Below are 11,425 nucleotides of genomic sequence, written 5' to 3' on the forward strand. Positions count from 1 at the left end.
TTGAAAAGGATCGGGCCGCCATCGCGGCCCGTTGTGGTCAACTCTTTCTTGACCAACGCGCTAGCTCGTGTGGGGTCACGGTGCAGGGGCGTGTGCGTATGTGCACAGGGCGCGCGGCCGTGCGTACGCCCCCAGATGAGCCGCACGCGGGGAGAGACGCTCGGGACGGCGCCCCACGGTGAGCGGCGCCCGCGGCGTGACGGCCGAGGACGGATGGTCCCGCGGAGAGCGCCACCCGTGGTGTGACGGCCGGAGACAGACGACCTCGCGGAGAGCGGCACCCGCGGCGTGACGGCCAGGGACAGACGGCCCCGCGGAGAGCGGCCCGATGGAGCGGCTCATAGACTGGTGCGCTCGCCGTACGTTCCCGTCCCGAGAGGCCGAAAGGCAACGATGAAGCTCGTCTTCGCAGGCACCCCCGAGGTAGCCGTCCCCGCCCTGGACGCCCTGATCGCCTCCGACCGGCACGAGGTGGCCGCCGTGGTCACCCGGCCCGACGCTCCCGCGGGCCGTGGCCGCAGGCTCGTCGCGAGCCCCGTCGCCCAGCGCGCGGAGGAGGCCGGTATCGAGGTGCTCAAGCCCGCGAAGCCGCGCGACGAGGAGTTCCTGGCGCGCCTTCGCGAGATCGCGCCCGACTGCTGCCCGGTCGTCGCCTATGGGGCCCTGCTGCCCAAGGTCGCCCTGGACGTCCCGGCCCGCGGCTGGGTCAATCTGCACTTCTCGTTGCTTCCCGCCTGGCGTGGAGCCGCGCCCGTGCAGCACGCCGTGATGGCGGGGGACGAGATCACCGGGGCCTCCACCTTCCTGATCGAGCAGGGTCTCGACTCCGGTCCGGTGTACGGGACCGTCACCGAGGTCGTCCGGCCCACCGACACCAGCGGTGACCTGCTCACCCGCCTCGCCTTCGCCGGCTCCGGACTGCTCGCCGCCACCATGGACGGCATCGAGGACGGCTCCCTGAAGGCCGTACCGCAGCCAGCCGACGGCGTCACCCTCGCCCCGAAGATCACCGTCGAGGACGCCCAGGTGGACTGGGCGGCCCCGGCCCTCCGTGTCGACCGCGTCGTGCGTGGCTGCACCCCGGCGCCCGGCGCCTGGTCCGTGTTCCGCGGGGAGCGGCTGAAGATCATCCAGGCCGCGCTCGTCGCGGACCGCACCGACCTCGCACCCGGCGAGCTCGCCGCCGCCAAGAACAACGTGTACGTCGGCACCGGCTCGCACGCCGTGGAGCTGCTCTGGGTCCAGCCGCAGGGCAAGAAGCCGATGCGCGGCGCCGACTGGGCGCGCGGGGTGCGGATCGCCCCGGGTGAGCGACTCGGTGCAACCGACGTAGGCTGAACAGGTTCGGCCCCCACCCATTAGCGGAGCACCTTTGAACGACCAGCCCAGCCGGCGACCCCAGAAGCAGGGCAAGCCCGGTACGTCCGGCAAGCCCGGCAAGCCCCACCGCCGCCCCAAGAAGGATCCCGTCCGGTTCCTCGCCTTCGAGGCGCTGCGGGCCGTGGACGAGCGTGACGCCTACGCGAACCTCGTCCTGCCGCCGCTGCTGCGCAAGGCCCGCGACAAGGGCGATTTCGACGCGCGGGACGCGGCGCTCGCCACCGAGCTGGTGTACGGGACGCTGCGCAGGCAGGGAACGTACGACGCGATCGTGGCCGCCTGCATCGACCGGCCGCTGCGCGAGGTCGACCCGCCGGTCCTCGACGTGCTGAACATGGGTGTCCATCAGCTGCTCGGGACGCGTATCCCGACGCACGCCGCCGTCTCCGCCTCCGTGGAGCTGGCGCGCGTCGTACTCGGTGACGGACGGGCCAAGTTCGTCAACGCGGTGCTCCGCAAGGTCGCCGCCGACGACCTCGACGGGTGGGTGGCGAAGGTCGCGCCCTCCTACGACGAGGACGCCGAGGACCATCTCGCCGTCGTCCACTCGCACCCGCGCTGGGTCGTCTCCGCGCTCTGGGACGCCCTCGGCGGCGGCCGTGCGGGCATCGAGGACCTTCTGGACGCCGACAACGAGCGCCCCGAAGTGACCCTCGTGGCCCGCCCCGGCCGCTCCACCGCCGATGAACTCCTCGACGTCGTGGGCGAGGAGTCCGCGCTGCCGGGTCGCTGGTCTCCGTACGCCGTGCGGCTCAGCGAAGGCGGTGAGCCCGGGTCGATCGAGGCCGTGCGCGACGGCCGTGCCGGGGTCCAGGACGAGGGCAGCCAGCTCGTCGCGATCGCACTCGCGAACGCCCCGGTCGAGGGGCGCGACGAGAAGTGGCTCGACGGATGCGCGGGCCCCGGCGGCAAGGCCGCCATGCTCGCGGGTCTCGCCGCCCAGCGGGGCGCCGCCCTGCTCGCCGCAGAGAAGCAGCCGCACCGGGCCCGCCTCGTCGCGCAGGCCCTGCGCGGAAACCCGGGCCCGTACGAGGTCATCGCCGCCGACGGCACCCGGCCGCCGTGGCAGCCCGGCACCTTCGACCGGGTCCTGATGGACGTGCCGTGCACGGGACTCGGCGCCCTGCGCCGCCGCCCCGAGGCCCGCTGGCGCCGCCGCCCGGAGGACCTGGACGGCTTCGCGCCGCTCCAACGGGGGCTGCTGCGCACGGCGTTGGAGTCCGTGCGCGTCGGGGGCGTCGTCGGCTACGCCACCTGTTCACCGCACCTCGCGGAGACGCGTGCCGTCGTCGATGACGTGCTCAAGCAGCACGAGGGCGCCGAACTCATCGACGCGCGACCGCTGCTGCCGGGCGTACCGGCGCTCGGTGACGGCCCGGACGTCCAACTGTGGCCGCACCTGCACGGCACGGACGCGATGTACCTAGCGCTGATCCGGCGAACCGCCTGAGGCAGCCTTCGGGTGTAGCGCCTCAGAACGATGGTCATCGGCGTGCTCGCCGACGAGCGGAGAAGTTACGCGGGGTTGCGGTGGGACACGTCAACCCATGGGTACCAGCGCGGCAGTGGGCGCCCCGCGCGAAGCGGGGCGCCCACCTCTCAGTGGCTCAGGCCCTCAGGCATGTGCGGGCTCCCCGACGAAATACAGGTAGCCGAAGGAGGCGATCGCGAACTCGGCCGCCGCGATGAGCTTCCGCACCGTGCTGTTCTTCTTTCGTTCCGGGAGCGCGTTCAACTCTGCTACGAACCGCTTGAGTTGAAGCTCATTGAACATGGTGTCGCCGTGGCGGTTCACGGCGCGCAGGATGCTTCCCTCCGGTGCCGACTCGCACAAGGCCAGGAACGTCTCCTTGTGGTCCTCGTAGGTCTTGGCCATGCGGCCGTGCACTTGGTCTTCCACGTAGATGACGAGGGGCATGCGGTACGTCTTCCTCCAGAGTGTCGCTCGGGGTCGCTCCGGTCAGTCCCCGGAGATGAACAAGTAGCCGCGCAAGGCTGCCGCCCGCCGCGCCATGTCGGCCACCTGCCGGGTCGTACCCGTCTTCCGCTCCTCGGGGAGCTGGTCCAACTCCTGGGCGAACTGCTCCAGTTGCCGTTCGTTGAACATCGTGTCGCCGACGGAGAAGACGCCGCTCATGACGCTCCCGTCCGGAGCGGCCTGGCACGCCGACAGGAAACTCTCGTTCGGATCGTCGCCGACGCCCGCCACTCGCTCGTGCGCCCCGTTCTCCAGGTAGATGCTGACTGCCACGGGCTTTCCCCTACTCGACCGGCTTCGTGATCGGATACATGCTGCGTACGGTGCCGTACTTGACAGTCCAGACGGATCAGCGGGGGCCACCGCATGAGACACCGAAGGCGTGCAGGTCAGGGGTGTGCCAGGGGTCATGGGGAATCAGAACCCACAGCCTTCGCGGGAGTCGCGTTGCGTTCGGCCGCCAGGTCCTTGCTCAGGGCGTGGGGCCACCACACCTTCGGGCCCACGTCCAGGAACAGCGCCGTGACCAGGACGGACCGTACGACGAAGGTGTCGAGCAGGACGCCGAGTGCGACCGCGAAGCCGATCTCGGCGAACGCCACCATCGGGAGCGTGCCGAGCGCGGCGAACGTGCCCGCGAGGACCAGGCCCGCCGACGTGATGACCGCGCCGGTCGCGGCCAGGCCCGTCACCACGCCCGCACGGGTGCCCTGGCGGCCCGCCTCCTCACGGATGCGGGTCGACAGGAAGATGTTGTAGTCGATGCCGAGCGCCACCAGGAACACGAAGACGAAGAGCGGGAAGTCCGTGGACTCGCCCGCGTAGTCGAAGAGGTGGCGGAAGGCGAGCGCGCTGATGCCGAGCGCGGCGGAGAAGGAGAGAACCACCGTCGCGATCAGGATCAGCGGCGCGATCAGGGCGCGCAGCAGCACGGCGAGGATCAGCAGGACGACCACGAGGACGAGCGGGATCACCAGCTTGTTGTCGTGGGTCGTCGCGCGGTCCATGTCCAGGAGGGCCGCCGTGCCGCCGCCCACCTTCGCGTCCGCGTCGGGCACGGCGTGCACCGCGTCGCGCACCCGCTCCACGGTCTCCTTGGCCGCCTCGCTGTCGGAGGGGTCGGTCGGAGTCGCCTCGAACAGGACCCGGCCGTCGGCCTCCGCCTTCGCCCCCGGCGGTACGCCGATGCTCGCCGGGTCCACGCCCCGCGTCTTCGCGACCGCCCCGCGGACCTCGTCGCCCTGGTCGGCGTTGGCCACGATCACCAGTGGGTCACCGCTGCCCGCGGGGAAGTACTTCCCCTGCACCTCCTGGCCCACGATCGAGTCCGGCTTGTCCGTGAACGAGTCGGCGTTGCTGAGTCCCTCGGCGCGCAGTTGCGTCAGGCCGAGCGCCAGGGCCGCGAGCGCCACCGCCGTGATGCCCCAGGTCAGGCGCGGGCGGTGAGCGATGCGGCGGCCCATACGGGCCCATATGCCCCGCTCGGTGGGCTCGTCGGAGCCGTTGTGCGGGATCAGTGGCCAGAAGAGCCACCGGCCGCAGACCACCAGGAGCGCGGGGAACAGCGAAAGCATCGCCAGCAGGGCGACCGCGACGCCGATGGCGGCCACGGGGCCTAGGCCCCGCGTCGAGTTCATGTCCGCGGTGAGCAGCACCAGCATGCTGACCACGACCGTGGCGCCCGACGCGATGACCGCGGGGCCCGCCCGGTGCAGGGCCAACTGCATCGCCTCGTGCCGGTCCTCGTGGCGGCGCAGCTCCTCGCGGTAGCGGGCGACCAGGAGCAGGGCATAGTCCGTCCCCGCCCCGAAGACGAGGACCGTCAGGATGCCCGCGCTCTGGCCGTTGACCGTCAGGCCCGCGTGCTCCGCCAGGAGATAGATCAGCGCCTGCGCGGCGAAGAGGGAGACGATCGCCGCGAGCAGCGGGACGATCAGGAGGATCGGACTGCGATAGGTGATCAGGAGGATCACGATGACGACGCCGGCCGCCGAGAGGAGCAGCGTCGAGTCGATGCCCTCGAAGGCCTCGGAGAAGTCCGCCGACGTACCACCCGGCCCTGTGACGTGCACCGAGAGGCCGCCCGCACTCTCTCCCACGCGCTCGCGCATCGAGTCGACGGCGGGAGTGATCCGCTCCCAGCCCTTCTCGTCCATGGTGATGGGTACGAAGATCTGCGCCGCCTCGGCGGCGTCGGCACCCGATGTGGCCTTCGCGTCGAAGACGGGGCCACGGGTCTCCGCGCCGCGCACGCCGTGGGCCCGCAGCTCCTTGAGCTCGCCGAGGTCCTCGCTGATCCGCGCCCGGTCCTCGGCGGTGAGACCGCCGTCACGGGCGTACACGATGATCGCGGGAATCTGCTCGGGCCTGAACTCCTCGGAGATGTCCAGGACTTGGGTGGATTCCGCGGAGCCGGGAAGCCAGGACGACGCCTGGTTGTCCTGGGCGTCCGTGAGCTTCTGCGCGAGCGGCGCTGCGGCGACGATCACCACCAGCCAGAACAGCACCACAAGCCACTTGGTGCGCCGCCCGCACACCAGCCAGGCCACGCCACGGCCCGCCTGGCGCTGTCCCTCCGACCGCGCGTCCAACCGCGCGTCCGACCGTGCCTCCGACCGTTCGTCCGGCATGGCTACCCCCGCTGCCCCACGTCGTCCCGGTGGACCGCCCAGCATGGCACGCGGTCCATGGTCAAAGGAGCCGGTTGGCTCACGCTACGGACCGCGGAGGGCAACGAGCGCGGGGCATGGCAGTCTTGGGGCATGGCCGTGCAGATCAACCCCAGCATCCTGTCCGCGGATTTCGCCCGTCTTGCCGAGGAGGCAACGGCGGTCGAAGGTGCCGACTGGCTCCATGTCGACGTCATGGACAACCACTTCGTCCCTAACCTCACCCTTGGGGTGCCGGTCGTAGAGTCTCTCGCCCGAGCGACGGACACGCCCCTGGACTGCCATCTGATGATCGAGGACGTCGATCGCTGGGCTCCGCAGTACGTCGAAGCGGGCGCCGGATCGGTCACCTTCCACGTGGAGGCGGCCGCGGCTCCCGTCCGCCTGGCCCGTGAGATCCGCGCCCAGGGAGCCCGTGCCTCCATGGCGCTGAAGCCCGCGACGCCCATCGAGCCGTACGAGGATCTGCTCCCCGAGCTCGACATGCTGCTGATCATGACCGTCGAGCCGGGGTTCGGCGGCCAGGCGTTCCTCGACATCATGCTCCCGAAGATCCGCCGTACCCGCGAGTTGATCAGCAAGCACGGCCTCGAACTCTGGCTCCAGGTCGACGGCGGGGTCTCGGCCTCGACCATCGAGCGCTGCGCCGAGGCCGGCGCCGACGTCTTCGTGGCCGGTTCCGCGGTGTACGGCGCGGACGACCCGGCGGAGGCGGTACGTGCACTGCGCACCCAAGCGGCCGGGGCAACGTCCACGGCGGCATGGGCATGCGGCCACTGAGCCACGGATACGTGAACGCAGTCCTTCGGGGCTGATCAAGTACGTCAGATCTGCAAGGATGAACGACGAACCCAGGTTGCGCCGCGGCCATGCGCGAGAGGCTTTGCGCGCGAAGCCGTGGCCATGCGCGCGAAGCCGCACCAATGCGTGTGAACGCGTGAACGACAGTTGCTTGAAATAACAGTGAGGAGATCGTCGTGTCGACGGGCGGCCGGTCAGCCATGCGGATGGGACCCGCGGAGCTGGTGCAGGCGGCGGCCATGGCCCGCCGCTTCTATCTCGAGGGCAAGTCCAAGATCCAGATCGCCGAGGAGTTCGGCGTCAGCCGCTTCAAGGTGGCCAGGGTCCTGGAGACGGCTCTCGAGCGTGATCTCGTACGGATCGAGATCCGTGTGCCCGCCGAGCTGGACGCGGAGCGCTCGGACGCGCTGCGCGCCCGCTACGGCCTGCGGCACGCGGTCGTCGTCGAGTCGCCGTCCTCCGCCGACGAGGTCGACGAGTCGCCCGACCCCGAGAACCTCGGCGAGGTCGCGGCCGATCTGCTCGGCGAGCTGGTCACCGAGGGCGACGTCCTCGGCCTCGCGTGGGGACGCTCGACCATTCACATGGCGGCCGCCCTCGACCAGCTGCCGCCGTGCACGGTGGTGCAGCTGACGGGCGTGTACGACGCCGGGACCGCCGAACGCGGCTCCGTCGAGGCCGTGCGGCGTGCCGCGCAGGTCTCCGGCGGCGAGGCCCACCCCATCTACGCGCCGATGCTCCTGCCGGACCCGGCCACGGCCGCCGCCCTGCGGAACCAGACCGGGATCGCGCGGGCCTTTGAGTACTTCGACAAGGTCACCGTCGCCGCGGTGTCCATCGGCTCCTGGGAGCCCGGCATCTCCACCGTCCACGACATGCTCAGCGACGAGGAGCGTGCGCATTACGCTTCGCTGGGTGTCGCGGCTGAGATGTCCGCGCACCTTTTCGATGCCGAGGGGCGTCGGGTGGGGCGTGACCTGGGGGAGCGGTGCATCACTGTCGAGGCGGATCGGCTCCGGCGGATTCCTGAGGTCGTCGCCATCGCGGGTGGGCAGCGAAAGGCCGCGGCGATCGACGCGGTGCTGAGGTCTGGGCTTGTCACCAGCCTCGTCACGGACACGGCTGCGGCGGATCAGCTGCTTGTCATGGGGGCCACTCCGCACCCCGCGCTGGACCGGGCGGACCCGGACGGGAGCTGAGTCGTCTGCGGGTCCGCTGTGGCTGAGCGCGCCCACGCGGCGGAGCCGCAAATGGACGCAGCCCCGCGCCCCTGACGGGGCGCCGTGGCAGCATCTGTCGCATGCTGACCCGGTTTGTCCCCCGTGCTCTGGCGGCGTTGCTGGTCTGCCTCGCTGTCCTTGGCACGGGGTGTTCCTCGGGAAGCAGCACCTCCGCCCCCGACTGGGCGCACGGCATGCCCACCGTCCAGGCCGGTCGGCTGCCCGCCGAGGCGCGGCGGACGTTGCGGCTCATCGATGACGGCGGGCCCTTCCTCTACGCCAAGGACGGCTCCGTCTTCGGCAACTTCGAGGGCGAGCTGCCGAAGCAGCGGCGCGGCCACTACCGCGAGTACACCGTCCCCACCCCCGGCGAACACGACCGGGGCGCGCGCCGCATCGTCACCGGGAGCGGCGGCGAGACCTACTACACGGACGACCACTACGCGTCCTTCAAGGCGGTACTGAGATGACGCCCGAACCGCTGGCCCGCGAACCCCTGACAGCAGTCCTGGAGGCCGTCCGCGCCGCCGGACTGAGCACCGTCTCGCTCGACCTGAGAGGCGTGAGCGACAAGGCGGCCTTCATGGAGCGCTGCGCCCGCGCCCTGGAACTGCCCGACTGGTTCGGGCGCAACTGGGACGCGCTCGCCGACTGCCTCACCGACCTCGGATGGGCGCCCGCCGCACCCGGACGGCTGCTCGTCGTCACCGGCTGGCAGGAGTACGCCGAAGCCGCCCCCCAGGAGTGGATCGTCGCCCAAGAGGTGTTCGCGGACGCCGTGGAGTACGCCCGGGAGCGCGAGGCCGGCCTGGAGATCGTTCTCGCGCTCGGCACCCACACCTGAGCGGAGGGTGACCGTCCGGACCGGTGCTTGGAGGATCCGACCAGGGCCCTTCCAGCCCGGCTGGGTGATCATCCCAGGCGGCGCACCGCCCCGGGCATGGGACACTGAAGTACGTGCTTTTCCCTCGGCCTAACTGTCCGGGGGCCACCTCTGAACGACTGGGATGAGCAGCACGTGCGCTTCCTCAATGACATCCAGCCTGCGTACGACCTGACGTACGACGACGTCTTCATGGTGCCGAGGCGCTCCGCCGTCGGATCGCGTCAGGGCGTGGACCTCTCGTCGCCGGACGGCACCGGCACCACGATCCCGCTGGTCGTCGCGAACATGACCGCGATCGCCGGACGCCGCATGGCTGAGACCGTCGCCCGCCGCGGTGGCCTCGTCGTGATCCCGCAGGACATTCCGATCGAGGTCGTCACCGAGGTCATCTCCTGGGTCAAGACGCGCCACCACGTCCTGGACACCCCGATCGTCCTGGCCCCCACGCAGACCGTCGCCGACGCGCTCGCCCTGCTGTCCAAGCGCGCGCACAACGCGGGCGTCGTCGTGGACGCCGACCAGAAGCCGGTGGGCGTCGTCACTGACACGGACCTGAACGGCGTCGACCGCTTCACCCAGCTCTCCGAGGTCATGTCCAAGGACCTCGTGCTCCTCGACGCGGACATCGACCCGATCGACGCGTTCAACAAGCTGGACCACGCCAACCGTCGCTACGCCCCCGCCGTCGGCAAGGACGGCCGCCTCGCCGGCATCCTGACCCGCACGGGCGCCCTGCGCGCGACCCTCTACTCGCCCGCCCTCGACGCCAACGGCAAGCTGCGCATCGCCGCCGCCGTCGGCATCAACGGCGACGTCGCGGCCAAGGCCAAGCAGCTGCTCGACGCGGGCGCCGACACGCTCGTCGTGGACACCGCGCACGGCCACCAGGAGTCGATGATCGCCGCGGTCAAGGCCGTGCGCGCGCTCGACCCGCAGGTGCCGATCGTCGCGGGCAACATCGTCGCCGCCGAGGGCGTACGGGACCTCATCGAGGCCGGTGCCGACATCATCAAGGTCGGCGTGGGCCCCGGCGCCATGTGCACCACGCGCATGATGACCGGCGTCGGCCGCCCGCAGTTCTCCGCGGTGCTCGAATGCGCCGCCGAGGCCAAGAAGTTCGGCAAGCACGTGTGGGCCGACGGCGGTGTCCGTCACCCCCGTGACGTCGCCATGGCGCTGGCCGCCGGTGCGTCGAACGTGATGATCGGCTCGTGGTTCGCCGGGACGTACGAGTCCCCGGGCGACCTGCAGCAGGACGCCAACGGCCGCCTCTACAAGGAGTCGTTCGGCATGGCCTCGGCGCGGGCGGTGCGGAACCGCACGAGCGAGGAGTCGGCGTACGACCGTGCCCGCAAGGCGCTCTTCGAGGAGGGCATTTCGACCTCGCGGATGTTCCTCGACCCGGAGCGTCCGGGTGTGGAGGATCTGATCGACTCGATCATCGCGGGTGTCCGTTCCTCCTGCACGTACGCCGGTGCGGGCTCGCTCGAGGAGTTCGCCGAGCGTGCCACCGTGGGTGTGCAGAGTGCCGCGGGCTATGCGGAGGGCAAGCCGCTGCACGCCAGCTGGAGCTAGCGCGTCGACGGGGCGCCCCCCCGGGGGTCAGCCCCGTACCGCGGCCCTGTACGCGTCGAGGGCTGGGCGCGGCTCTCTGCCCAGCAGGGTGCGGAGCGCGCCCCGGTCCTCGATTCCCGTGCCGTCCAGGAAGCGGCCCGCTATCGCTGAGTAGGTGCTCAGGAGCATCGGTACCTGGAAGGGCAGCGCTTGGCCGGCCGCGGTGATCGCCTCGCGGGTGGCGGCGAGTGTGGCTGGTTCGTACGTCGCGTCCAGTGCTGCCGCCAAGTCGGCCCCGCCCAGGGCCTGTTCGCCGATCAGCTCGTAGGTGCGGCCCGCGTGCGGGGCCGGGTCCGTCGCCACCCGCACCGCGACCTCGGCCAGGTCCGCTCGCGCCACGGCGGCGAGGCGGCCCGTCCCCAGCGGCGCGGCGATGGTCCCGTCGGGGCCGGGCGCGGCGACGGCCGCGAGGAACTCCGCGTACAGGCCGTTGCGCAGGACCGTCCACTTCAGCGAGGAGCCGCGCAGTCTGCGCTCGGTCCAGCGGTGGGCGAGCGCGTACGTCAGGTGGTCGCCGTCGCCGCTGAGGCTGGTGTAGACGAGGTGGCCGACGCCTGCCTTCTCGGCCGTGGAGATCACGGCCTCGTGGCGGGCGACGACCACGTCGTCCTCGGCGGCGCCCGCGGAGATGACCAGCAGAGTGTCGACTCCGGTGAAGTCCAGGGACGCCGGATCGTCGAAGTCGACGCGGCGGCCGCCGGGGGCGGGGTTTCGGCTGCCGACGATGACGTCCTCGCGGTCCGCGAGGCGGGCGGTGATGAGCGAACCGAGGGCGCCCGTGGCGCCGGTGATCATGAGCATGGGAAGGTACCCCCGTGGTGAGTGCGTGATGGGCGCGTGGTGCGGTTGCGCCGGCCTTGTGACCATGGTGATCGGC

The 11,425-nt window shown here is 71.1% G+C and carries 11 protein-coding genes; 7 read left to right on the forward strand and 4 right to left on the reverse strand.

The genetic code is table 11. The features are described from left to right. Window positions 1-393: 393 nt before the first annotated feature. Window positions 394-1,338 (forward strand): methionyl-tRNA formyltransferase, encoded by a 945-nt coding sequence (gene fmt, locus ACWGI2_RS37340; RefSeq protein ID WP_453700278.1) that lies wholly within the window; start codon window positions 394-396, stop codon window positions 1,336-1,338. A 34-nt stretch (window positions 1,339-1,372) separates the two neighbouring features. Then, entirely contained in the window at window positions 1,373-2,830 is a 1,458-nt protein-coding gene (locus ACWGI2_RS37345) for an RsmB/NOP family class I SAM-dependent RNA methyltransferase (protein ID WP_453399542.1), read from the forward strand. A gap of 165 nt (window positions 2,831-2,995) precedes the next feature. Here ACWGI2_RS37345 and ACWGI2_RS37350 read toward each other — a convergent pair whose 3' ends face one another. From ACWGI2_RS37350 to ACWGI2_RS37360, 3 genes are all read right to left on the reverse strand, one after another. Continuing rightward, window positions 2,996-3,298 carry a hypothetical protein gene (locus ACWGI2_RS37350; RefSeq protein WP_453700279.1) on the reverse strand — a complete coding sequence of 101 codons (303 nt, stop codon included), beginning with the start codon at window positions 3,296-3,298 and terminating at the stop codon, window positions 2,996-2,998. Window positions 3,299-3,340: 42 nt separating this feature from the next. After that, window positions 3,341-3,631 (reverse strand): hypothetical protein, encoded by a 291-nt coding sequence (locus ACWGI2_RS37355; protein ID WP_453399544.1) that lies wholly within the window; start codon window positions 3,629-3,631, stop codon window positions 3,341-3,343. 134 nt (window positions 3,632-3,765) lie between these two features. Further along, entirely contained in the window at window positions 3,766-5,988 is a 2,223-nt protein-coding gene (locus tag ACWGI2_RS37360) for an MMPL family transporter (RefSeq protein WP_453700280.1), read from the reverse strand. A gap of 132 nt (window positions 5,989-6,120) precedes the next feature. Here ACWGI2_RS37360 and rpe point away from each other — a divergent pair, with 132 nt between their 5' ends. The 5 genes from rpe (at window position 6,121) to ACWGI2_RS37385 (ending at window position 10,509) form a co-directional block, all read left to right on the forward strand. Further along, window positions 6,121-6,807: a ribulose-phosphate 3-epimerase gene (gene rpe, locus ACWGI2_RS37365; protein ID WP_453700282.1), complete on the forward strand. Its 687-nt coding sequence runs from the start codon at window positions 6,121-6,123 to the stop codon at window positions 6,805-6,807. A gap of 221 nt (window positions 6,808-7,028) precedes the next feature. Beyond that, the gene (locus ACWGI2_RS37370) at window positions 7,029-8,027 is read left to right on the forward strand and encodes a sugar-binding transcriptional regulator (RefSeq protein WP_453700393.1); all 999 of its coding nucleotides are present in this window, start codon (window positions 7,029-7,031) and stop codon (window positions 8,025-8,027) included. A gap of 101 nt (window positions 8,028-8,128) precedes the next feature. Next, window positions 8,129-8,518 carry a ribonuclease domain-containing protein gene (locus tag ACWGI2_RS37375; RefSeq protein WP_453700283.1) on the forward strand — a complete coding sequence of 130 codons (390 nt, stop codon included), beginning with the start codon at window positions 8,129-8,131 and terminating at the stop codon, window positions 8,516-8,518. Then, entirely contained in the window at window positions 8,515-8,892 is a 378-nt protein-coding gene (locus tag ACWGI2_RS37380; RefSeq protein WP_453700284.1) for a barstar family protein, read from the forward strand. Before ACWGI2_RS37375 ends, ACWGI2_RS37380 begins: the two co-directional genes overlap by 4 nt. Window positions 8,893-9,066: 174 nt before the next feature. Next, entirely contained in the window at window positions 9,067-10,509 is a 1,443-nt protein-coding gene (locus ACWGI2_RS37385) for a GuaB1 family IMP dehydrogenase-related protein (RefSeq protein WP_160503749.1), read from the forward strand. Between the two features lie 27 nt (window positions 10,510-10,536). On the opposite strand, the gene ACWGI2_RS37390 is transcribed toward ACWGI2_RS37385, so the two are convergent. Then, entirely contained in the window at window positions 10,537-11,349 is an 813-nt protein-coding gene (locus tag ACWGI2_RS37390; protein WP_453700286.1) for an NAD(P)H-binding protein, read from the reverse strand. Window positions 11,350-11,425: the final 76 nt, after the last annotated feature.

It is taken from the genome of Streptomyces sp. NPDC054866, from assembly GCF_053610745.1.